Below are 22984 nucleotides of genomic sequence, written 5' to 3'. Positions count from 1 at the left end.
CCACGAGATTCACCCGTTCCGGGTGAGGCCGCCGACGCGGTCCGCTGGTTGGCTGAAGTCGGCCGGCCACCGGGCGGACGGTCCCGAGGGAGGAGCGCTCGTGAACGCGTACCCACCGATCGACGAGCACGGCATCGTCGGTGATCTCCAGACCGCGGCGCTGGTCTCGGCCGCCGGAACGATCGACTGGTGGTGTGCTCCCCGATTCGATTCCCCCAGCGTGTTCGCCTCGCTGCTCGACAGCGACAAGGGCGGGTACTGCTCGATCGCCGTCGACACCGCCGCCGCGGGCGCCGTCCGGCAGCTCTACCTCCCGGACACGGCCGTCCTGGTCACCCGGTTCTCCGGGCCCGACGGCGTCGGCGAGGTCGCCGACTTCATGGAACCGATCGAGAACACCGCGCCCACCGACCGGCACCGGCTGGTGCGAGTCGTGCGGGTGGTGCGCGGAAGCCTGACCTTCACCCTCGGGTGCCGCCCCCGGTTCGACTACGGACGCGCCACCCACACCCTCGACCGAGCCGACGACCGCACCGCCGTGTTCCGGTCCGCCACCGCCGACCTCCACCTGCAGACCACCGACCCGATCACGCTGCACCCCGACGGCACGGATGTCACCGCGCGATTCACGCTGGCCGCGGGTGAGCGAGCCGCCGTCGTGCTGACGACCACCGCCGCGGGTGGGCCCGCCGCGGCGCCTCCGTCGTGGGATGAGATCGCCGAGGAGTTGGACCGGTGCCGTCACTTCTGGCAGACCTGGTTGCGCTCGTCCACCTACCGCGGCCGCTGGCGCGACGAGGTCAACCGTTCCGCGATCACTCTCAAACTGCTCACCTACGCGCCGACCGGTGCGCCCATCGCGGCGGCCACCATGGGACTGCCCGAGCAGATCGGCGGCGAACGCAACTGGGACTACCGCTACACCTGGATCCGGGATGCCTCCCTCTCGGTCCGGGCCTTGATGGACCTCGGGTTCACCGCGGAGGCCTACGCGTTTCGCCACTGGCTGCGCGACCGGGTCGAGGCGGGCGGGACCGTCTCGGGTGAACCGCTGCAGATCATGTACCGCGTCGACGGCGACCCCCGGCTGGACGAAGTGATCCTGACTCATCTGGAGGGCTACCAGGGTTCGGCGCCGGTACGGGTCGGAAACGGCGCGGCAGACCAGATTCAGCTCGACATCTACGGCGAGGCGGCCGATGCCCTGGCCCAGGCCACCGATCTGGCCGCCATCTCCGGGTGGCGGACCTTCACCGGTCTCCTCGACTGGCTCGCCGACAACTGGGACCGGCCGGACGAGGGAATCTGGGAAACACGCGGTGGCAAACAGGAATTCACCTACAGCAGGCTGATGACCTGGGTGGCCTTCGACCGCGGCATCCGGATGGCGACCGAGCAGGCCAGACCCGCCGACCTGGCCCGCTGGACGGCCGAACGCGACGCGGTCTTCCGCGAGATCGTCGAGCGGGGCTGGAGCGAGCAGCGCCAGGCGTTCGTGCAGCACTACGCCACCGAGGTCCTCGACGCGTCGCTGCTGCTCATGCCCCGCATGGGCTTCCTGTCACCGACCGACCCGATGTGGCTGAGCACCCTCGACGCGATGGACCGGGAACTGGTCAGCGACAGCCTGGTCTACCGCTATGACCCCGAGGCATCGCCGGACGGTCTGCGCGGGACCGAGGGCACCTTCAACCTGTGCAGCTTTCTGTACGTGGAAGCGCTCGCGCGGACCGGGCGGCTGCAACAGGCCCGCTACGCCTTCGACAAGATGCTCACCTATGCCAATCACGTCGGTCTGTTCGCCGAGGAGATCGGTCCGTCCGGCGAGCAGCTGGGCAATTTCCCGCAGGCATTCACCCATCTGGCTCTGATCGCCGCCGCCCTCGCGCTCGACGAGGAACTCGATCGCGCCGAGGCCGAGCCGCCGTCTACAACCACGAGGAGTCGAAAATGACGAGCGATACACCACCGGCGCACCGCCCCCCGCCCGAGGTAGAGCCTTTTCAACGGCAGGCCGTCGCGGAGGGAATATCCGTCGTGGCCGGGTGCATGCTTCTCATCTTGGCGGCAGTCTCGGTCCTGCAGGGTATTTCCGCCCTGCAGAGCGACGAAATATATATCGCCGGAACCGAATATGTGTACAAATTCGACACCACGACCTGGGGCTGGGTCCATGTCGTGCTCGGCGTACTGGCGCTGGTCGTCGGCGTCGGCCTGGTAATGGGGACGACCTGGGGCCGATACAGCGCGCTGGGAGTCGCCGCGTTGGTGATCGTCGCGAATTTCTTGTCCCTGCCCTACTACCCGGCCTGGTCCCTCGTGATCATCGGGCTCAGCGTGGCCGTCATCTGGGCCGTCATGGCCTGGCAGCCCCAACACTGAGTCCATTCCGGCGATGTGCGACGACGATCGGCGGTCCACACGGTGAACGATGACTCCGCGGCTCGGATCCGATGCTGGGCGGCCAGGGCGGCCTTCCTCTTCGCCGCCATGACAGCCGTGATCCCGGTGCTGTTCGCGGGGGTGGTCGGGACGCTCGGGTTGCTGATCGTGGGTACCGGCGGCGTCGTGGTCACGGTCGCCGCGCTGTACTGGTTTCTGACCATGTACGGGCCTGTGCGTTGGGTGTCGCTGGCGATCGCGGTGCTGTCGCCGATCTTCGTCATCGTGGCCTTCGTGCGCGCCCACCTGCTGTGGGTGGCGCTGCTCGCCGCCGGATCGGCCCTGCTGGCGGTCGCCTGCGCGCGCGTCGCGCTGCGCACCGGGAGTCCGCGCACCGCCGCAGTCGAGCATCCCGCCCCGCAGGCCCGGCATCCGTTCCTGATCATGAATCCGCGTTCCGGCGGTGGGAAGGTCGAGAAGTTCGATCTGCGCCGCAAAGCCGAGGAACTCGGGGCCGAAGTCGCCCTGCTGGAGGGCTCCGTCGATGTCGAGGCGCTGGCCAGGCAAGCCGTCGACCGAGGCGCGGATCTGCTCGGGGTGGCGGGCGGTGACGGCACCCAGGCGCTGGTGGCAGGCATCGCCGCCGAGCACGGACTGCCGTTCCTGGTGATCAGTGCTGGGACCCGGAATCACTTCGCGATGGACCTCGGCCTCGACCGCGCCGATCCGGCCGCCGGGCTCGACGCCCTCCGCGACGGGGTGGAGTTGCGCGTCGACCTCGGCCGCATCAACGGCCTGCCCTTCGTCAACAACGCGTCGTTCGGCGTCTACGCCGAGATCGTGCGCAGTCCCGCCTACCGCGACGACAAGACCGCGACAGTCTTGCGCCTACTCCCCGATCTCCTCGCCGGGCACGCGGGCAACCGGCTCGTCGTGCGCGTCGACGGCACGACGATCACGGGGCCGCAGGCGATCCTGGTCAGCAACAACCCCTACGGCACCAGCGATCTCGCCGGGCTGAGCCGACGGGATCGCCTCGATCGCGGCGCGCTCGGCGCGGTCACCCTCTCGGTCGCGAACACCCGCGACGCGGTCGGCCTGATCCGTCGCACCCGCAGCCACGGCCTGACACAGCGGACCACGATCGAAGTCACCGTCGACACCGACGCACCGCGGATCCCGGTCGGCGTCGACGGCGAATCCCTTCAGTTCGACACGCCCGTGCGCTGCGTCATCGAATCGGGCGCGCTGCGCGTGCTGGTTCCGCGAAACCGGCCGGGAACCCCTCCCGCCGCGCCCACGATCGATTGGCTCCGGCTGCGGGACTTGGCCATTCACGGCGATACCGGAGAACTTCGCCGAACGCGGTGAGCGATTCCGGCCACGGTGATCGTTGGCGCTGAGGCGGCAGAGACCCCGATCCGTGCGGACCGGAGTCTCCTTTGGTCTGCCGAACCGGCTCTTCACGCCAGGCGCGCGCCTGATATGAAGGTGCGGGTGAGACGTAAGAAGTTGCTGGAGCCGACCCTGGCGGAGTTGCCGCACGGGCCGCATGGCCTTGCTCGTGAGCTGGTTACCGGGTCGCAGCGGCAGCGGCTTTTGTACGGGGTGACGGTCGTCGTCGCGGATCGCGGCTATCTCACTGTGACGATCGCGGATATCGCTGCGGCGGCGAAGGTTTCGCGCCGGACGTTCTACCAGCACTTCCCGGACAAGGAAGCGTGCTTCCTCGCCGCGGCCGAGACGGGCCGGGATCTGATGATCGAGCATCTCGAGCACGTGATGAGGGAGGTATTCGCCGGACCGGTGGAGCCGTTCGAGGCACTGCGGCTGGGAATTCGCGAATACCTCACCCTGTTGCGTGACGAACCGTCGTTCGCCCGCTCGTTCTATCTGGAGACCGCCCCGGCCGGGCCGCGCGCGATCGAGTCGTTCGAGCGATGCCAGCACTGGTTTGCCGGGTTCATCCGATCATGGCGTGCAGCGGCAGGCCCCGTTGATCCATCGGTGCCGGACGACGCGTATCTGGCGGTGACCGATGCGACCAACGAGGCCGTCCGCAGGACCCTGCGCGCCGGAGGTGACTTGCTCGAGCTCGAGGACATGGTGTTGTACATCCACCGCACGCTGCTCGGGCTGGAAATCCCTGCCGGCTAGGGCACGACTTTGTCGCCCGGCCCGGTGAGGTCGCAGGAATCGTCGTCGCTGGTGTTGCCGCCTTCGGAAACAATCCTCGCGAACACCTTCGCGCAGTTGGCCCGAACGGTGTCGGAGGTGTTTCCCCGGATGGTGGAGTTCCGCAATATCACGGTGCCCACTGGAAAATTCACCACGTCCGTCACCTGCTGTGGAAGGGTGTCGAGGTAGGCGGGCGCCACGTTGATGCCACCACCCGCGTCCGAGGCGCTGTTTCCGGTGACGGTCGCACGATCGAAAGTCACCACGCCCCGGCCCCGGACGTCTACGCCGCCGCCGCGTCCGGCGAATCCACCCGGGCGGTACCACACTTCGGGATTGACCACGCGGTTGTCGGAGATCGTCGAGTCGGTGAAGGTGCAGGTGTTATCGCATCGCACGCCGCCCGCCTCGCCGGATGTGTTGCCGGTGATAGTCGTGTTTCTCGTCTGCAGGTCCGACCCCGGCACGTTGAAGATCCCGCCGCCGTACCCGGCGCTGTTACCCCGGACCACGACATCGTCGAGTACGAGATTCGACGAATTGGAAATTCCGCCGCCGCCGGTGTCGTAGTACGGGATCTCATGCTGCGCGGTGACTCCGCCGGTCACGGTCGATCCCGTCAACGTCACGGGCGCGGAGATACTGAGCACCCTGTCGATCCCATTGGCATCCAACACTGTCCGGTCGCGGCCCGCGCCACGCAGCGTCGTCGGCGCGGTGAGGTTCAGGTCTCCCGTGGTCGGATCCGGGTTGCGGCCCTGCACTTTCTGTGGGTCGGGCGGGATCGTCAAGATGTAGCGCCCCTCGGGCACCACGACTGTGCTCCCCGGCCGGGCATTGGCCGTCTGAACCGCCGCTCGCAGTGTGCAGGTGCCGGAGGCAGTACGGCATAACCCGCTTTGTGGATCGGCCGCGACGCCGTCTGCTGTGGTGTCGACCGTGATCACCGTGGGAGAACCGGGTGTGTTGTCGGCGTAGGCCGCCCCGGGAAATCCGCCTGCGGAACCAACGATCAGGGCTGTGATGGCGACGGCGCGGGCCGCCGCGGGGGATGTGCTCGTCCTCATAAGGTTACTGATCCAATTCACGAACATCGAGTGAGGTACGCCCGCGTATGAGTGGGGTACGCGAGCGTCTACCACTATGTCGCAGAGCGGTGCTCCTCGGGCGTGTTTCCAGAAATCCGTTTCGGAGTTACGGATTCGCCTCGCTCGGCCCGGCGCTGATCCAAGATCGACCGTTTCCCGTGACACAGCGGAAAGGCTTCATACGGCACACCGTACGGCGGTCCCGGTGAAGTTCATCCCCGGGGCGCACACGAGTACGACCTGGGGCTGATGTCTGCAGTGCAATGCGCTGGAAGGATCGCGCAGACCGCCGAGGCCGTACACCGCTCAGGAGCGATCGAATGGACCTGCACACCAGCGACTTTCTGCCGGTTGCGACCGCTGCGAGCGTCGTACTGCTGGCCGTGGCCGAATGGACACCGCGCCCGGTCCGTGCGGCGTGGACCGCGGCTGCCTTCCTGTTGACGGTGCTGTGCGGAGCGGCATCGGTGGCGGCCCAGGGCTGGCGTTGGCAGTTCTGGCCGGTGACCGTCGCGGCCGGCGCGCTCACCGGCGCGCGCCTGGACACATTGCTCGACCGGATCTCGACCCCAGAGGTCCGTCGCCGCGCCGCGGCCTACGCCGCGGGGTTCACCACCGACGGTATCGAGCGAGCCGCCGACGCACTCGCGCCGGTCACCACCGAACTGATCGACGCCGCAGGGAGGCTCCCATGACCACCGACATCGCCATCCGCACCAGCGGGATCGGCAAGTCCTACGGCGATTTCACGGCGGTGGGCGCCGTCGACCTCAGTGTCGCGGCGGGTACGGTCTTCGCCCTGCTCGGCCCCAACGGCGCGGGCAAGACGACCACCGTCCGCATGCTGGCGACCTTGGTGCGCCCCGATCGTGGCAGCGCGGAGATCTTCGGCTACGACATCGCGCGCGACGCGACGGCGGTGCGCTCGATGATCGGACTCACCGGCCAGTACGCCTCCGTCGACGAAACCCTCACCGCCGGTGAGAACTTGCGCCTCTTCGGGCGATTGCTCGGGCTGTCCCGCCGCGAGGCCGCCGCGCGCAGCGCCGAACTCCTCGACGAGTTCGAGCTGACCGCGGTCACCGATCGTCCGGTCGGCCAGTTCTCGGGCGGTATGCGGCGGCGTCTGGATCTGGCGGCGACGCTGATCACCGATCCCCCGCGTGCCGCCACCGCCTACCGCGACCCGGCGACCACCCCCGCCCTCCAGCACCTGCAACCCCTGCAGATGATTCTTCCCCGCTTCGTCCTGCACCACTTCGCCCGCACCGCCAAAGCCCCGGAATGCCTGTGCACCAACCTCGGTGAAACAGCCAAGGGCGTCGCCGCCATCGGCGACCACCACGCCACCGCCGTCCTCATGCGCCCTGTCGTCTGCACCGGCGACCCCGCCATGTTCCGCCGCGTGGAAGTCGGCGTAAACCTCTCCTTCTCCACCGACGGCCACACCGTCACCCTCGCCGTGACCGGCGCCGACCCCGACCGCTTCCCCACCCGCACCGCCCTGCGCGCCCTACTCTCCGCCGAATTCGACTTCTGGGGCCTCACACCCCGCTTCTGGTGACCGATATAACCGATATACCGACCACATCTGTCTGCCTTGTTCGGCTGTTCTACAACTCGCAGGCCTGTTCTGCCGCCACCCGAGGGCGCGCTTTCAGGCAGGCCGCAGGCCGAGTTCCGCACTGACGTACGACATGTCATCGCCGCCACGCAGATTGCAGAAGGCGTCGACTGCCAGCCGAGCGGGCTGGTCCACTCCGCCGACGGCGCGTAGCGTCTCGATCGCCATGGTGACCATGTGACGTACCGTCGGATCGGCAGTGCCGCGCCCAGCCGGTGGGGTGAGCCAGTTCGGAGTATCGTCGATGCCTTCGAGATTCGGCGGTACTGCCCACAGCCAACCGAGGTCCCGCATGCGCCCGTTCACCTCCTGACGCGGCAGACCCACTTCCTGCCAGCCCAAGCACCAACCGTGAACGGCCGCGGCCTCTTCTCGCCCCAGCTGCACGAATAGCGAACTCCCCGGAATCGACACATTGACGGTGCCGAACAGTGGCAACGTGCTCAGGACCCATTCAAGACGCTCAGCGAGTTCATCCCAGTCGCCGCAGCGCGGGGCCATTCCCCGCGCTGTGGGCCGACCCGGGGGCACCGTACCGACACATGGTGTTCGAGTTGGCCCGTAGTCGTTGTAGGCGCTCACACTCAACTCGGGCGAAGTGCTGCCCAACCCGTCACGGATGACCGCGACAATCGCGACCGCGAACTCATCGCGATTGCCTGCAGTATGGCGCCAACCCGTCTGCCATTCCTGAGCATGTTCGTCCCACTGCTGGGGATAGTTCCGGATCGTGTCACCTGGAAGCGGCCGCCACAGCGGTTCCTCGATCGGACGAAGCCCACCAGAGCGGTAGTCACGTCCGAGGGAAAGGGATGTGGTCCGTTGCGAACGCAGGACTGAACGCAGTCGAACAGCAGCGACTGGGTCACTGGGTACCGACACCGAGACTCCCACGCCCCGTCCCTCGGCGTAGAACAGGATTCGCTGGCCCGACACAGCGTCACGCAACTGCACAGCCTCGCCCTCGCACGGCCAGACCACCTCCCCGTTGTTGTCCCATTCTGCGGACAGCATCCGCGGGATATCGGCTGCCAGGCTCAACCATTCATCGACCACATTCGCTCCTGTCTCGTGGCAGCCGACAACCTAACAGCAACCACGACCGAGACTGCAAAATCCCGTGAGCCCAAGGCGCCCAGCGGATTTCAATCAATGTAGTCCGCCACGAACTCGTAGCGGTACCACTGCCCGTCGAAGGGCGTGTACCGCGTCGAGCTCTCGCCCACAGGGGGAACCTGGACACCCGGCGGGAAATAGGCCAGCCCGTCGACACCCAGCCGATCACCGATGCGGAACTCACACGTGCCGTTACGATCCCGCCGGATCTCCTCGACCCGAAAGACACCGACCCACCGCGGCTCCGCCAGCCGATCACACCGCTGCGCTACCGACGTGATCCTGGATTCGGACACCAGCCACGCGATCCGCTCCGGCAGATGCATCATCGCCGCCACCACACCGCAGACAACCATCACCGGCTGGATCGCCAGCAGCGACCGCCCACCAGGTTTCGACGCATCGAATCCCGCGGCCAGACAAATCCACGAGATCCCTGCGCCGAGAACGACGGGAACACCGTATAACCAGGCGACGAAATCCGGCGACACCGCCTCAATCACCAAGATCAACACCACCGAGAACCCCGATATCACGGCCGAGGACGCGACCCAGGCAGACCACGGACGCGATCGAACCCGCTCCCGCCGCTGCAATTCCCGCACCGTCATCATCGCATCGCCCTGATCCCTTCCGCCGCCGAAACCGCACCCCGCATGTCACCAGTAGTTGTAGTCGTACTTGTGCCAAGCCTCGTCGAAGGGCAGATAGTAGATCGCCGCCTCCGCCTCGGTTCGTTCCGGTGCGGTGGTGCCCGGCGCGAAGTAGGCGAATCCGTTCGAGCCGATGCCATTGCCGACGCGGAACAGGCAGGCGCCGTCATCGTTTCGGCGGACCGAATCGACGCGGTGCACGCCGATCCACGTCGGCTGGGTTCGTTCGGCGCACTCCTGCGCCACATCGGTCATGGCGCCCTCGGACAACCGCCACGCCGCCCGCTCCGGAAGACGTTGATCGATCGCCACCATCGTCCCCACGAGGATCAGCGGCAGGATCGACGACACCGCGAAGGCGCGGTACTTCACCACGCCCACCAGCGCCAGGACCAGCCAGGGTATGCCCGCCGCCAGAATGGTCGCCATCGCAAGGACAGCGAGCAGCAGATTCGAGTCGAGGGCCTGCGCGATCGAGAGGATCAATGCCGCAAGCCAAGTCACCGCGGTCACCACACCCATCGTGATCAACCACCAGCCGGGCGGTCGTTGACGCTGTCGCCCCGGCCGCGGCATCTCCCCCACCGAAGTCATATCGCCACACTATCCCGCGCCGATCCCCTCGCTCAGAACCGCAACCGCACCCACAATGCGAAATCCCCCGGGAACCCGAAGGCTCCCAGGGCATTTCGATGACGTGGAGTTGGATCAGCCGTTGTCGGCGGCCTTGAACTCACGACGACGACGGTGCAGGCGACTTCTTGCCCGGGCCGGGCGGTCTACTCGCAGCGATGTGTCAGGCGCGAGGTATCAGTATTGGGCCGGCTCGCTTGATCCAGCCCGAGATGATCTCGCTGCGGACATGGTGCACACCGGGCAGGCCACCGATGCGGTCGGCGAGGTAGTCGTGGAGTTCATCGGCGGCGGTGAATTCGAGAAGGGTCAGGACGTTGCTCGCACCGGTGGTCGTCGCGGCGAACGCGACTTCGGCATGGGAGCCGATGGCATCGGTCACGACACGCAGTGCGGAGGGACGCACGTCCAGCCAGCAGATGACGTCGAGGTTGCATCCGTAGAACTTGGGATCGACTTCGACCTCGAACATCAGCACGCCGCGTTCGATGAGCTCGCCGATTCGACGGCGCACAGTCGATTCGGGGATGCCGGAGACGGCGGCGAGGCGTGCGATGCTCATCCGCCCGTCGATGGCGAGCAGCGCGAGCAGACGTTCGTCGGCGTCCGAGCGGGGTGTGTCTGTCCATGACCGCTCAGGTGTCAGCGTCGCGGGAGCCGGGGCGATGGCCGCTTGCTCATCGAGGGTGAGCGCTTGTAGTCGGCCTGGCCATCCGCCGACACCGGCGACAGGGGTGAGCAGTCGCTGTGCGGTCATCGTGCCGATATTGGCGCGCCGTCGGAACTGCTCGAGCACGTCGCCGGCCTCGCGGGTTGTCGCGGTGGTGCGCAGCATGCAGATGAGTTCACCGCTGCCCGCCAGCGACGCGATCCAGGAGGTGTCGTTGCGGGCGGCGAGTGCTCGAGCGAGGGCGTCGACCGATGCCGGTGGAGCCGTGATGCGCAGCAACCAGTCGGCCTGCGCGCGCGGGTCGTGCCGGGTCACGCCGACCACGCGCAGCACCAGCCGGGAACGCAGGCGGTGGTATCGACGCGAGACCGCGCGCTCCGACAGGCCGAGCACCGTCGCGATGCGTGCGAACGAGGCACGGCCGTCGAGCTGGATCGCGTGCAGTATGCGCCGGTCATCCTCGTCGAGACTGACGACTTCCACCATGAGCACCAACTCTAGTGCCGGTATCCGCCATGTGACACCGCCGTGAACGACGATCTCCCTCGTACAGGTCACAGTGGTCGTGTGTACCCGTCCAGGGCGACCCGGCTACGCCGGAAGTCCGTGAACGCCAAGGAGACTCTCGTGCTGACAGTTCTGCCCATCCGCTACGTCGCCGATGTAGCGGCATCCCGTCGCTTCTACGAAGGTCTCGGATTGACCTATCGCGCTGAGGAGAGCGTCGCCGTATGGGCGCAGCTGGACGCCTCCGCCGGCGCGGTCGGTATCCACGACGCCGCGGTGTCGAAGGGGCGCGCGCCTGGCACGGTCGAACTCGGTTTCTCCACCGATCAACGGCTCGAGGACGTTTCCGCCCGGCTGAGCGCCGACGGTTACGAGCACACCCTCGTCGAGGAGGATTTCGGCCGCAGCATCCGGGTTACCGATCCGGACGGCGTCGTTCTGCAGATCCAGGAGATCGATCCCGAGACCGTTCGGCGTTCGCAGGCAGCACTGTGAATCACGCCGGGCTGTGCGACGGCCGCCACCGTCGCATCGAAGCTTTCTGGGTCGAGGTGAACATCCAACAGTTCGGTGGGTGACATGACGACGGTCACCACCTCCTGACATCGGAGAATTAGGCTCAGCGGATGACGGTGGTGCGCTCGATCCTGTTGTTCGTCCTGGCCGCGATCGCCGAGATCGGCGGTGCCTGGCTGGTCTGGCAAGGAGTGCGCGAGCACCGCGGATGGGCCTGGATCGGTGCCGGGGTGATCGCGCTGGGGATCTACGGATTCATCGCGACGTTGCAGCCCGACGCCAACTTCGGACGCATCCTGGCCGCTTACGGTGGGGTGTTCGTCGCCGGATCGCTGCTGTGGGGCATGGCACTGGACGGGTTCCGACCCGATCGCTGGGATGTGAGCGGCGCGGCGATCTGCTTGGCCGGGGTCGCGGTCATCATGTACGCGCCGCGAAACGCCTGACCGGCCGATCTCGTTCGTCGCCGAACGGGTGAATCATGCAGCTTGACCGGCCTCATCCCGGCGCACCGACGTATCGTGGATGCCCTGGCTAGGCCGATGCTCGTAGCCGCCCACTCGCCGATGAACCGTGTCGACATCCCGTGCGGCAGAACCGTGGACGCTCCCCTCCAGCGTCCACGGCCTGCCCGCGCACCACGACTCGCGTGGCCCGGTCCTCTGACACGCAATTGGGTCGGGCCTGTCGCGCACGTCGGCGCGGACCAAACCGGCTGACCCTGTTCCGTCTCCTCGGCATCTCCCCCGAACGTTCGACTCTTGTTGTCTCTCTTCGACCTTCGAGCTCAGCCCGGAGGCGACATCGCCGAGCCTAGTCACAGCAACGACTACCGGCAAGAAATTTCGGTTAAAAATTACCGAAAGTCCTTCGGTGCCACGCATGAACAGTGAGATGTAGGAGAAAATCGGTCAACTATCGCTACGATGTGTTCCATGCCAGGAGGACATGCCGAGATCCTCGCGGGGTTCGTCCGAGACCGCCGCGAGAAGAAGCTCAACATGTCCTTGGCCGATGTGGCCGATGCCGGTGGGCCGTCGAAGCCGACGATGGTCAAGATCGAGGCCGGGGAGATCACCAACCCCAAGAAGAAGACCTTCAACCGCCTCGACACGTCCCTGCAATGGGTGCCCGGCTCGGCGGCGGGCGCCTACTGGTACGCGGCCACACCGGTCGGGCTGGAGGATGAGCGTCGAGGCGGTGAGCCGCTCAGGCTGACCGGCGGGACAATCGAGGTTCCGCTCGAACGGGTCTCGGGGTTGATGGAGATCCAAGCAGATTTCCACACTGCCCTCGATGGTGATCCCAAACTCGCCAGCCTACGCGGACTCGCTGAGCGTCTCGATTACGAGGTCAACCTGATTGTTGGGCAATGGGTCTCAGATATGATGGCGCGCAACCGATCTCAGGGAACTCTCCACGCAGGACTGGAGGTTGTTCTCGGGGAGGCGCTGTCGACTCCCGTTGCGAGCGACGACCCGAACGCCGAGGATCGGCTGTATCGGCGATACCTCGCCGGCGGTAGGTACGCCGAGAATCTCTCTGCGGACTTGCAGCAGAAGTTCGAGCGTCGGGCCAAGCAGCAGAGGAGGTGACACGCATGCCGAGTGACAGTCCGCTGCTGCCTCCCTTGAGTGCAAGGGTCAACCAGCTGTTCAGGACCTTCCATTCAAGGTCGGAACCTGAACAATCCGTGACCATCGTCGCCCGGTCCATCAGCCACCTCATCGGCAGATCTGTCGAGGAGATCGAGATCGTCCGACTTCGTGCGGGCGATCACGACGACGGCAGCGCCGACCCTGATCTGCTTTCCGGCATTGCGCAGCATTTCTCGGTGTCTGGTATCTACTTGGGCACCGAGCCGCATGTCGTAGCCGGTATCGACCAGGACCTGCGATTGCTGGCCGCCGCGCGTGATGCCGGTGTCAAGCACATCGCGTTGCGAGGTGCCAATGTCGATGCCGGACAGCTCGCCGCGGCGCTGGCCCATCTTGCAGAGATCGACGAGAAGCGTTAAGTCGGCCAGGGCCGACAGGGGGGTGATGATGGACCAACAGAAATTCGACGAACTGACGCGCACGGCGCCGATCCCCTACCCGTGGGATCCGACCGAGTACGTCAACCGCGTCGCCGAAGCCCGCGGACGTCCGATCGTGCTGTGCCCGATCGATCCACAAGCACTGGCAGGTACCGGATGCGGAACCGGCAGCGGATTGTGGATCGCGCGCGAACACGACGACGTGATCATGTACGGCGGGGCAACCGAGTCGCACGCCTACCACATCATCGCCCACGAGATCGGGCACATGCTGCTCGGCCACGACCAGGCGGGGGCCGGCTCGACCGAGGCTGCCGATGCTCTGCCGTTGAACGACTTGATGCCGTCCCTGACAGCCGAAAGTATCCGCAGCGTACTGCGGAGACAGGACTACGGCAGCGACCGCGAGCGTGACGCCGAGACTTTCGCCGACCTCTTGATGGTCCACGCCATGCTTCCCCAACGGACGCCGAGTCGGATCCGCTCGACGCTCTTCCGCGCCCGGCACCGGTGAGATGACTTCCCACATTCCGCTGTATCTGAGCGTGCCGATCATCGTAGGCATCTTTGCGACCCTGACCGGGCGCGCACTGCTGCTGAACGAGACCACGGTGGACCGGCTGATCAACCGCGCGATCGCTGCCGCGCTGGTCGGCATGCTGCTGCGCGAGTCATGGGTCGAACACGCCCTGGCCTGGATGCTGCCGGGAGACAACAACAACGTCGTGAACCTGGCTAGACAGGTGTCGCATGGACCGGTCTTGCTGATCGTGTCCAGCCTCTACGGGATCGCCAAACTGTGGGGCGGCGCCGACCCGGCAACAGCATGGAAACGACAGCGCAGATACGACCTTTTCGTTGTCGCCTGCACCGTGATCCTCATGATCGCCGGCACACCAGCGCGGCGAGCGAACCTGCTCGTCGATCAGCTTCTGGGCTGGCCGGCGGTCGTCTTCTTGATCGTCTACTGCCTTCCCATCGCGGCCGCCATGATATTGCTCGTCCGGATCTGTATCCGGGAGATGCGCCATGCGGACACCACCGTCTACGAACGCGCGGTCTTCGCTGTCATCGTGATCACCGGCGTCGGGCTCTGCGCCGACATAACCTTCAGCGTGGTCGAGGCGATCACTTGCGTCCTGACCGACCAGCCGATCGCCGATCCCGAGATGCGAAGAGACGCAGCGACGTTCGTGGCCGCGACGGTCCTCCTGGTCGGCGTCACGGTAGTCCCCTTGGTCAGCACTCTCATCACGAGGCTGGGCTGGGACCGCGTCAGCCGGTACCGGCGACGCCTGCACCCCCTGTGGGCGGATTTGACCGCTGCAGTACCCGAAGTCGTGCTGGATCTGCCGCGGGGCCGAGGCAGCGACATCGACCCAGCGGTTCTTCTGCATCGCATGACCGTGGAGATCCGCGACAGCCTGTTGGACCTCGAGCGCTACACCGATGCCGGCGAGACTCTTCGGCCCGGCAGCGGCGGTACACAGGACAACGCACGGCGGATCGCGGTGGCGATGGCCGCCAAAGCCGGTGGCCGCGAACCGCGGATCGGCCTCACAACATTCCGCACCGAAATCCAGCCAGGGACCCACGATCTCACTGCAGAGCTTGTGGAGCTGCTGGCGCTGGCCACAGCATGGCCGCGCGCCCGCGGCATGCTGACAACCGATGACCGCAGACGTCTCGATCTGTCTGTGGCCAGATAGGAGCTACGCCATGGTGACCACCACCTCGGCCCCGGCGCCCCACCGCGCTCTCCCCCACCCGAAGTTCCGGCTTCCGTGGTTCGGCGACTTGCTGACCACCGATCCGGTCAAGCCTGTCCAGATGTCGTGGCGGGACGCGCAGAACCTCGGCGAGATCTTCGAGCGCAAGATCATGAACTGGCCGATGGTCGTGGTTTCGGGCACCGACCTGATCAACGAGGTCAACGACGAGAAGTTCTGGACCAAGCACGTCGGGGTCCTGTTCAAGAAGCTGCGGCCGATCGCTCGTGACGGCCTGTTCACGGCCTACAACCATGAGCCGAACTGGCACCGAGCGCACAACATCCTCGCGCCGAGTTTCACCGCGCAGTCGATGCGCAGCTACCACGACACGATGTGTGGAGTAGCCGACGAGCTGGTGGACTACTGGAGCGATCGCGCCGGCCAGTGGGTTGACACTGCCGAAGACATGAACCGTTTCACTCTGGAGGTCATCGCTCGAGCCGGTTTCGGCGGCTACGACTTCGAGTCCTTCGGCCGCGACACCCCGCACCCCTTCGTCGCCGCGATGCTGCGCTCGCTGCGCTACATCAACAGCTACGCCAATCTGCCTACCTTCCTGGAGAAGACCGTCGGGCGCCGGGCAGCTGCTCAGCACAAGCGCGACATCGCCACGACACACGCGATCGTCGACGACGTGATCGCGGCCCGCAAAGCCAGCGGCACCGTCGGTGAACACGGCGACCTGCTCGATCGCATGCTCACGGTGGAGGACCCCGAAACCGGCGAGCGGCTCTCCGACACCAACATCCGGTATCAGATCTTCACGTTCCTGGTCGCCGGCCACGAGACCAGCGCCGGAGCCCTGGCGTTCGCACTCTACGAACTCGCGCGAAACCCGGAGGCAGCGGCGAAGGTACGCGCCGAGATCGACGAACGTTTCCCCGGCCGCGACCGGCCGACGATCGCGTTCGAGGACGTGGCCAAGTTACGGTCGGTCCGTCGCGTCGTCGATGAGACTCTCCGGCTCTGGCCCGTGGCCCCGGGATACTTCCGGGAGGCGATCACCGACGTCACTATCGGCGACGGCTACCACTTCAAGCCCGGCGATTGGGTATTCGTCCTCACGTTGCAAGCCCATCGCGATAAGAGCGCTTGGGGCGAGGACGCGGACCAGTTCGAGCCCGACCGCTGGCTCAGGACGAACCTCGCCGAGACCGACAACCGCCGAATCTACAAACCCTTCGGCACCGGGCTACGCGCCTGCGTCGGCCGCCAATTCGCCTACCACGAGATCATGCTCGCGCTGACCTACATCCTTCATCAGTTCGACTTCGAGCACGAGCCCGACTACGCGCTCGACATCGCCGAGCAGATCACCCTCAAGCCGCGAGGCTTCAAGCTGCGAGTCACCCCCCGACGGTAGCTGCGAGCGCCGAGGCCGGAGCGCACGGAGTACCGGTAGTAACCGCGCAGAAACCAACGAAGTCCGGGTAGCGGCGGGTCAGGGCGTTTGATGGTTCTGACTGCGGTGCGTGGTGTTTGATGCTTGGCTTGGCTGCTGACGGGGTTGGTCGGTGTGCTGGAGGGTCGGGTTCGTGGCCACGCGAGTGTTCGCGGGCGAGGAGTTGGAGCGTCTGGGGGGTACCCGGAGATCAGCCGTGAGGAGTTGTTCCGGTATTTCACGTTGACTGACATTCCTCATGGAGAGACGCGACCCTGACACGTGCGTGACCGACTGTCGCGGCAGGTGTTGGCTTGCCAACCGCTATTGCGGCCGCCGACACTGAACGGCCGAGGTGGCCGACTCAGCTCGGAGGCGCAGACGCCGATGTCGCCTGCGCAGAATGCCATTGGCCGCGGCCCTTCCAACTCCGCTGAATCATTGCCGGCCATGCTCGCGGTGACCACCGGCAAGGTGAACTCATCGCCGGTCAGGCCACCGGCCGACGCCCCTACGTCGGGTGCGTTCAGTCTGCCGATTGACCACCCTGAACCGCCTGCCCCGACAGCCAGAACGCCGAATGCCCCTTGCTCGCAACAAGTTCGGGCGTTCGTGATCGGGGAGTCGGCCGCGCAGAGGCTGAGAGTCCGTGAAGCGACGGCGAACACGACGATTTGAGTTGTTCGCACAGGGTGGCGCCTCCTTCGTTGTTGTCCTGCAAGGCGAGTGGACGACGGCCGGGGTGCCTTCTCCCCCAATTCCTTCAGTCGCTCTGCCTTCAGGCTATCCCTGTTCCTTCCTGCTCAGCTCCGAACAAGATCAGCCCACACCGCCACCGGATGCGCACCTGAAACCAACACACAACAAACACACACTTTTGACCGGAATCGACGGGAACCAATGAGAACCAGCCAGCGCATCGACCACATGAAATATGTTGACTACCAGCATTATTGGGAACTGTTGGGCAGCTTCCGAGGAACTGGAATTGCCGTCCTGTGGTCGCAGGTTCAAATCCTGTCAGCCCGACATCGGATCGGGCACCTGCGGGAGAACAGCTGAAATCTCGCCGAGTGAGTCGATCCGCTTGCGGATCTCGGTCTCGGTCAGTCGGGCGATGGTGCGATCGCGATGGGTCCGATCGAACAGGGGTGGCCAGCCAACGATCAATCGATGAGGTGCGATGTAGTCGCGAAAGATTCGCTTACGACGGCTGCCGGGTCGGCATGATCGTGACCTGCTGCAGGTTCACGTGCGCAGGCTGGGATGCCAGGAAGTTGACGGCCTCGGCGATATCCTCCGGGTCGAGCCAGGTCATCTCCTGTTTCGAACCCTCGAGCCATTCCCGGGCGCCGGCGTCGGTGACATGGCTCTGCAGTTCTGTGCCGACGATGCCCGGCTCGATCGCGCAGACACGGACATCCTTGGCGCCGAGTTCCGCGCGCAGGGTCCGCGACAGGTGCGTCACGTAGGCCTTGGTGCCCGAGTACACCGCGAAGGTCGGGAACAGGTTCTGCGCGGCGATCGAGGACGTGTTGACCAGGTCGGCCACGCCCTTGTCCGCGGCCGCGGCGATCAACTGCGGTACGAACGCGCCGATGGCATTCATCAGGCCGGTCACGTTCAGATCGATCTGCTGCTGCCACTGCTCGACCGGCAGCTCCTCGACGGGTGCGGGCAGCATGACACCCGCATTGTTGAACAGCAGATCGGCGGTACCGAGTTCGGCGGCCACCCGCTCGGCCGCGGTGCGCATGGCCTGCGCATCGGTGACGTCGACGGTCAGGGCCAGCGCCGTCCCGCCCGCCCGTTCGATTTCCTTGGCCAGGAGTTCGAGCCGATCGGCCCGGCGTGCGAGCACGGCCACCGTCGCCCCGGACGCGGCCAGCCGCTTGGCGGTGGCGGCGCCGATGCCGCTGGAGGCGCCCGTCACCACGGCAACGCGACCGGCGAGGGGGGAGGTGGTGTGAGTAGTCATGGGTGTGATCTCTCCTGTGTGTCGTCCGCGGCGGATGCGCCGCGTATTCGATACAACAGCGGGAACAGGGCCCGCGGACGGCCTAATTGCGCCCTGCTCGACCTAGGTCCGGCGAACCTGGGTCCAGCAGACCGACCTTGGTTGCGATGTGTGGCCGCCGTGCACGTCAGACTGGATCCATGGAGCACAATGCCGAGCTGAAGGAGTTCTTGCGCAGCCGCCGCGCCCGTCTGAACGTCGATGACATGCAGATCGGCGGAACCGCCGGGGTACGCAGAGTACCGGGGCTGCGTCGCGAGGAAGTTGCCCAGCTGGCCGGGGTCAGCGTGGACTACTACAGCCGCCTCGAGCAAGGACGCAACATCAACGTCTCCGACGAGGTCCTCGACGCCGTGGCCCGCGCCCTGCGCCTGGACGAGGTCGAGCGCTCCTATCTGTTCCAGATCGCCCGGGCGAATCCGCGGCGCGCCCGGCGCCGGACTCCGGCGCGAGTGCAGCGGGTCCGTCCCGGGATCCGCCGCATCCTCGAGACGCTCGACGACGTGATGCCTGCCTTCGTCTTCGGCCGCCGCATGGACATTCTCGCCGCCAACCATCTCGCCCGGGCGCTGATCACCGACTTCGAGGCGCTCCCGCCCCGGGACCGAAACATGTTGCGCTACACCTTCCTCGACGAGTCCGCCCGCGAGCTGTACCTCGATTGGGAAGAGGTCGCCCGGGAAAACGTCTCGGTCCTGCGCCTGGATGCCGGCCGTCACCCGGACGACCCGCTGCTGGCCGAACTCGTCGGCGAACTGGCGGTCAAGAGCCCGCAATTCCGGCGCTGGTGGGCCGACCACAACGTTCGCGAACGCAGTCATGGCAGCAAGCGCTACCACCATCCCCTCGTCGGTGATCTCACCATCGACTACGAATGCGTCTCGCTACCAGGCGATCCCGACCAGACGCTGTGCATCTACACCGCCGAGGCGGGCTCGGCGTCGGAGACCGCGCTGCGGCTGCTCGCCGCATGGACCGGGTCGCAGGCTACGTCCGTGCACCCGGCGGCCGAGGGTTCCGATGCGGAACACTCCGGTGTGCCGCATGCTGAACGGTTGGAGACCGAGGAACGCTGACATTCAGGGCTCGGGTACCCGCCGGGCAGTGATGGTGCCCCGCGCAACCGCCGGGAAGCTCACATCGTCGGTCGCGGCGACATGTTCGGCAGGTGCGGTGAGGTGCCTAGCGGTGTCCAGGGTTTCCCGAATGCGCTGGACGAGGGGGTGTCGGTCGGGGTCATCGACCCAGCGTTCGTAGGCGACCTTGAACGTGGCGATCCCTATTTCGGCCGCGAGTGCCGCGGTGGTGGTCTGTAGACCGCGTTCGCGCAGCGCGTGGGCGAGTGTGGAAGCGAGTGCGGCGAGTTTGGCCAGTTCGCGTTCCTGGAGTTCGGGATTGGCCGAGATGACGGCGTGGCGTTGCCGTGCCAGGTCCCCGCGTTCTTCGAAGACGGGAGCGGCTTCGGTCAGCGCGTGGGTGATCACCTCGAGCGGCGGGAGCGAGACAGGGGCGGCGGCCGCAGCGCTCGCGAGGATGTCGGCGAGGGGGATGGTCAGGAAGAGGACTTCCCGTTTGTCGGCGAAGTACCGGTAGAAGGTCCGTTCGGTGACGCCGGCGCGTGTGGCGATCTCCGCCACGGTAGTGGCGTCGAAGCCCTGGTCGTTGTAGAGCTCCAGCGCCGCCTTCTCCAGACGGCCTCGTGCGTCGGGTTTCCATCGGCTCATGCTCCGATCCTACATACCGATGACAGAATCTGACATCAAGTGATGACAGAGTCTGACATCACTGCTACGGTGATGTCACGAACTGACATCAGGTGCCCCGCCTCGGGTGGGATTGCCGCAGCAGAAAGGGCGCGCCATGCGCGTATTCGTCACTGGAGCCTCCGGACACGTTGGCTCCGCCGTCGTCCCCGAACTACTCGAAGCGGGACACCAGGTCGTCGGCCTGGCCCGCTCGGACAAGTCCGCCGCCGCCTTGACGGCTGCCGGTGCCGAGGTGCACCGGGGCGACCTCGACAATCTCGACGGCCTCGCCGCGGCCGCCGCCGCGGTCGACGGTGTCATCCACCTGGCCTTCAAGCACGACGTCATGTTCGCCGGCGACTTCGGCAGCGCGGTGGCAGCGGATCTGCGCGCCATAGACACGCTCGGGGAAGCGCTCGCCGGCACCGGCAAGCCTCTGGTGACCACGTCGGGAACCATGCTGCTCGCCTTCGCGGGGCTGGGGGACGCCGCCACCGAAGCGGATGTGATCGACGCGGGGCCGCGGATCGACGCCGAGAACGCGGTGGTCGGACTCGCGCAGCGCGGCATCCGCTCGTCCGTCGTCCGGCTTGCTCCGACCGTGCACAGCACGCTCGACCACAACGGCTTCGTCCCGACTTTGATCTCCATCGCCCGGTCCAAGGGCGTCGCCGCCTACGTCGGTGACGGGGCCAACCGCTGGCCCGCCGTGCACACGCTCGACGCGGCCCGCCTGTACCGGCTGGCGCTGGAATCGGCGCCGACGGGATCGCGGCTGCACGCCGTCGATGACCAGGGGATCCCCTTCCGGGAGATCGCCGAGGCCATCGGCCGCGGGCTGAACGTGCCCGTGGTCAGCATTCCGGCGACGCAGGCCGACGGCCACTTCGGCTTCCTCAGCGCCCACGCCACGGCCGACAACCCGTCCTCGAGCACGCTGACCCGGGACCTCCTCGGCTGGAAGCCCGTCCAGCCCGGCCTCATCGATGACCTCGGTCAAGGTCACTACTTCGACGTCCCGGCCACCATCACCCCCTGAGCCCGCTCCAGTTCCCTCCCGCTACGTCAGTGGGTGGTTCCTGTTCGGGTGTGGGGGGCGTGGGTCCAGGCGTCGCGTTCGGCGGCGAATGGGTCGTCGACAACGGCCCATTCGTCGTTGATGAGCTGCGTGGTGCGCCGGTCGGGGCGGTATTCGGGCCAGCCGGGTGTACCGATGGTGACGAAGTCGACCCAGGCGCGATGTACTCGGGCGGCCAGCGGGGCAGGAGCAGGCGTGCCGAGTAGCCCGTCCGCACCCTGGAAGGTGGGCAGCAGGTTGTCGAAGACGAAGGGCAGCTCGACGATGTGGGTGGCGCCGAGTTGCCTGGCGAGTGCGGGCGAGCGCCAGCCGAACGCATAGGCGTAGGTGCGTCTGCCCGCCGCCGAGTGACTGTCGGCCATGGCCCGGCTACCGGCCCCGAACACCGCCTCCCCGAGGATGATCGAGCGCAGCCTGCCTGGCGTGGCGGTGGGATGCAGCCTCCTGTAGACCGACAGCAGCCGGTCCGGGTCGGGGTCGGCGTACTCGGCGGCTTCGGTCAGATGTTGCGGGGTTGTCGCCGCCGCGACGCCGTTGGGCAGCAGATACAGATTTCCTTCCTCGGTGTTGTGGCCGATCAGCAGGTCGACAGGTTGGCCCGCTGCGCGGGCCACGGTGGTGACGGGCTGGTCGTCGAGGACCACACCCAACGGTGTAATCCGTTGCAGCGGGTCACGGACCGTCGCGGTGCCGAGGTCGAGACCGGTGAGCTCCGGTACCGCATCGATGAGCTGCCGATCTGTCAGGTCGGCGAATCCGTCGAGAGTCGCTGCCACCCCGAGCGTCGCTGCGGCGGCATCACGCACGATCGCGGCCTGTTCGCGGCTGAATGCCGCACTGCCGCTGCCGCTTTGCATCACGGCACGGCCGAACAGGCCGGCAGCCTCGGGTGCGGCGATCGCGGCGGCGGTGAGTATCGCTCCGGCAGACTGACCGGCCAGGGTCACCCGCGCGGGGTCGCCGCCGAAGGCTGTGATGTTGCGGTTGACCCACCCCAACGCGGCAACCACATCGGCGAGGCCCCGATTCGGGAAGGCGCCGGGGATGTCGAGGAACCCGGCAATGCCCAGGCGGTAGTTCACCGTGACAACCACGACGCCGTGCTGTGCGAACCGGGAGCCGTCGAGCATCGGCGAGTGCGACGACCCTGCGACGAACGCGCCGCCGTGCAAGAACACCAGCACCGGGGCACCGCCGGACACATCGCGCGGTGACCAGATGTCGACAGTCAAATAGTCGGGTCCGACCCGCCACCCTGGGTCGAAATACGCCGAGATATCCAGTGATCCGAAACGGCCGCGCGGTAGCTGCGGGGCGGTCGGCCCCGGCGCGGTGGCCGCACGCACACCGAGCCACGGCCGAACGGGAGCCGGCGCCTGAAAACGGCCGATCCCGACCGGCGCGGCGGCGTAGGGGATGGAGTAGAACACCGTGTGGGTCGGGAATGCAGTGCCGCGGAGCCGTCCGCTCTCCACGTCGCGCACGACATCGGCGGGCTGTGAATCGGCGGGTTGTGAAGCCATCATGGAGCGCCTCGATCTGGGTAGCGTGTGAGGGGTGCAGCGCCGCCCCGCGCGGGTGCGGGG

General features: G+C 66.6%; 23 protein-coding genes. 15 read left to right on the top strand and 8 right to left on the bottom strand.

Features of this window, described 5'->3' with window-relative positions:
• Nucleotides 1-100 precede the first annotated feature (100 nt).
• The 4 genes from ACFWF2_RS21085 to ACFWF2_RS21070 all read left to right on the top strand — a co-directional run bounded on the left by ACFWF2_RS21085 (nt 101) and on the right by ACFWF2_RS21070 (nt 4539).
• A complete protein-coding gene (locus ACFWF2_RS21085; RefSeq protein ID WP_379309130.1) occupies nt 101-1954 on the top strand; it encodes a glycoside hydrolase family 15 protein in 1854 nt (617 codons plus the stop codon).
• 107 nt (nt 1955-2061) lie between these two features.
• Nucleotides 2062-2382 carry an acetyltransferase gene (locus tag ACFWF2_RS21080; RefSeq protein ID WP_379309129.1) on the top strand — a complete coding sequence of 107 codons (321 nt, stop codon included), beginning with the start codon at nt 2062-2064 and terminating at the stop codon, nt 2380-2382.
• A gap of 108 nt (nt 2383-2490) precedes the next feature.
• Nucleotides 2491-3753: a diacylglycerol/lipid kinase family protein gene (locus ACFWF2_RS21075; RefSeq protein WP_379309128.1), complete on the top strand. Its 1263-nt coding sequence runs from the start codon at nt 2491-2493 to the stop codon at nt 3751-3753.
• 114 nt (nt 3754-3867) lie between these two features.
• A complete protein-coding gene (locus ACFWF2_RS21070) occupies nt 3868-4539 on the top strand; it encodes a TetR/AcrR family transcriptional regulator (RefSeq protein ID WP_379309127.1) in 672 nt (223 codons plus the stop codon).
• Here the strand turns inward: ACFWF2_RS21070 and ACFWF2_RS21065 are convergent.
• A complete protein-coding gene (locus ACFWF2_RS21065; RefSeq protein ID WP_379309126.1) occupies nt 4536-5507 on the bottom strand; it encodes a CSLREA domain-containing protein in 972 nt (323 codons plus the stop codon). The two genes, ACFWF2_RS21070 and ACFWF2_RS21065, sit on opposite strands and share 4 nt — an antisense overlap.
• A gap of 461 nt (nt 5508-5968) precedes the next feature.
• Between ACFWF2_RS21065 and ACFWF2_RS21060 the strand changes: the two genes are divergently transcribed.
• Both ACFWF2_RS21060 and ACFWF2_RS21055 read left to right on the top strand, forming a co-directional pair.
• Nucleotides 5969-6343, top strand: coding sequence for a hypothetical protein (locus ACFWF2_RS21060; protein ID WP_379309125.1), 375 nt, complete (start codon nt 5969-5971; stop codon nt 6341-6343).
• Nucleotides 6340-7212 (top strand): ABC transporter ATP-binding protein, encoded by an 873-nt coding sequence (locus tag ACFWF2_RS21055; RefSeq protein ID WP_379309124.1) that lies wholly within the window; start codon nt 6340-6342, stop codon nt 7210-7212. The genes ACFWF2_RS21060 and ACFWF2_RS21055 overlap by 4 nt, the downstream gene beginning before the upstream one ends.
• A 93-nt stretch (nt 7213-7305) precedes the next feature.
• Here the strand turns inward: ACFWF2_RS21055 and ACFWF2_RS21050 are convergent, their stop codons facing one another.
• From ACFWF2_RS21050 to ACFWF2_RS21035, 4 genes are all read right to left on the bottom strand, one after another.
• Nucleotides 7306-8328 carry a hypothetical protein gene (locus ACFWF2_RS21050; protein WP_379309123.1) on the bottom strand — a complete coding sequence of 341 codons (1023 nt, stop codon included), beginning with the start codon at nt 8326-8328 and terminating at the stop codon, nt 7306-7308.
• Between the two features lie 89 nt (nt 8329-8417).
• Complete coding sequence (locus ACFWF2_RS21045; RefSeq protein ID WP_379309122.1) at nt 8418-8999, bottom strand: hypothetical protein; 582 nt, start codon at nt 8997-8999, stop codon at nt 8418-8420.
• 48 nt (nt 9000-9047) lie between these two features.
• On the bottom strand, nt 9048-9635 hold the full coding sequence (locus ACFWF2_RS21040) for a hypothetical protein (RefSeq protein WP_379309121.1): 588 nt from the start codon (nt 9633-9635) through the stop codon (nt 9048-9050).
• Nucleotides 9636-9837: 202 nt separating this feature from the next.
• Entirely contained in the window at nt 9838-10830 is a 993-nt protein-coding gene (locus ACFWF2_RS21035) for an Lrp/AsnC family transcriptional regulator (protein WP_379309120.1), read from the bottom strand.
• A 141-nt stretch (nt 10831-10971) separates the two neighbouring features.
• Here ACFWF2_RS21035 and ACFWF2_RS21030 point away from each other — a divergent pair, with 141 nt between their 5' ends.
• The 7 genes from ACFWF2_RS21030 to ACFWF2_RS21000 all read left to right on the top strand — a co-directional run bounded on the left by ACFWF2_RS21030 (nt 10972) and on the right by ACFWF2_RS21000 (nt 16540).
• Nucleotides 10972-11346, top strand: a complete 375-nt coding sequence (locus ACFWF2_RS21030; protein WP_379309119.1) for a VOC family protein — start codon at nt 10972-10974, stop codon at nt 11344-11346.
• A gap of 131 nt (nt 11347-11477) precedes the next feature.
• Nucleotides 11478-11813: a YnfA family protein gene (locus tag ACFWF2_RS21025; RefSeq protein ID WP_379309118.1), complete on the top strand. Its 336-nt coding sequence runs from the start codon at nt 11478-11480 to the stop codon at nt 11811-11813.
• A 489-nt stretch (nt 11814-12302) separates the two neighbouring features.
• A complete protein-coding gene (locus ACFWF2_RS21020) occupies nt 12303-12962 on the top strand; it encodes a hypothetical protein (RefSeq protein WP_379309117.1) in 660 nt (219 codons plus the stop codon).
• Between the two features lie 98 nt (nt 12963-13060).
• Nucleotides 13061-13384 carry a hypothetical protein gene (locus ACFWF2_RS21015; RefSeq protein WP_379032151.1) on the top strand — a complete coding sequence of 108 codons (324 nt, stop codon included), beginning with the start codon at nt 13061-13063 and terminating at the stop codon, nt 13382-13384.
• Nucleotides 13326-13919 (top strand): hypothetical protein, encoded by a 594-nt coding sequence (locus ACFWF2_RS21010; protein WP_379309116.1) that lies wholly within the window; start codon nt 13326-13328, stop codon nt 13917-13919. Before ACFWF2_RS21015 ends, ACFWF2_RS21010 begins: the two co-directional genes overlap by 59 nt.
• Nucleotide 13920: 1 nt before the next feature.
• The gene (locus ACFWF2_RS21005) at nt 13921-15114 is read left to right on the top strand and encodes an MAB_1171c family putative transporter (RefSeq protein ID WP_379309115.1); all 1194 of its coding nucleotides are present in this window, start codon (nt 13921-13923) and stop codon (nt 15112-15114) included.
• A 10-nt stretch (nt 15115-15124) separates the two neighbouring features.
• Entirely contained in the window at nt 15125-16540 is a 1416-nt protein-coding gene (locus ACFWF2_RS21000) for a cytochrome P450 (protein ID WP_379309114.1), read from the top strand.
• A gap of 1222 nt (nt 16541-17762) precedes the next feature.
• Here ACFWF2_RS21000 and ACFWF2_RS20995 read toward each other — a convergent pair.
• Nucleotides 17763-18536 (bottom strand): SDR family oxidoreductase, encoded by a 774-nt coding sequence (locus ACFWF2_RS20995; RefSeq protein ID WP_379309112.1) that lies wholly within the window; start codon nt 18534-18536, stop codon nt 17763-17765.
• Nucleotides 18537-18715: 179 nt separating this feature from the next.
• Between ACFWF2_RS20995 and ACFWF2_RS20990 the strand changes: the two genes are divergently transcribed.
• Entirely contained in the window at nt 18716-19651 is a 936-nt protein-coding gene (locus ACFWF2_RS20990; protein WP_379309111.1) for a helix-turn-helix transcriptional regulator, read from the top strand.
• Between the two features lie 3 nt (nt 19652-19654).
• Here the strand turns inward: ACFWF2_RS20990 and ACFWF2_RS20985 are convergent, their stop codons facing one another.
• Nucleotides 19655-20299: a TetR family transcriptional regulator gene (locus ACFWF2_RS20985; protein WP_379309110.1), complete on the bottom strand. Its 645-nt coding sequence runs from the start codon at nt 20297-20299 to the stop codon at nt 19655-19657.
• A 136-nt stretch (nt 20300-20435) separates the two neighbouring features.
• Between ACFWF2_RS20985 and ACFWF2_RS20980 the strand changes: the two genes are divergently transcribed.
• Entirely contained in the window at nt 20436-21359 is a 924-nt protein-coding gene (locus ACFWF2_RS20980) for an SDR family oxidoreductase (RefSeq protein WP_379309109.1), read from the top strand.
• Nucleotides 21360-21385: 26 nt separating this feature from the next.
• Here ACFWF2_RS20980 and ACFWF2_RS20975 read toward each other — a convergent pair whose 3' ends face one another.
• A complete protein-coding gene (locus ACFWF2_RS20975) occupies nt 21386-22921 on the bottom strand; it encodes a carboxylesterase/lipase family protein (protein WP_379309108.1) in 1536 nt (511 codons plus the stop codon).
• Nucleotides 22922-22984: the final 63 nt, after the last annotated feature.

The sequence above is a fragment of the Nocardia sp. NPDC060259 genome, assembly GCF_042728775.1.
Taxonomy (GTDB): domain Bacteria; phylum Actinomycetota; class Actinomycetes; order Mycobacteriales; family Mycobacteriaceae; genus Nocardia.
The sequence above is the reverse complement of the archived record's forward strand: the minus strand, read 5'-3'. Positions and strand labels throughout refer to the sequence as shown.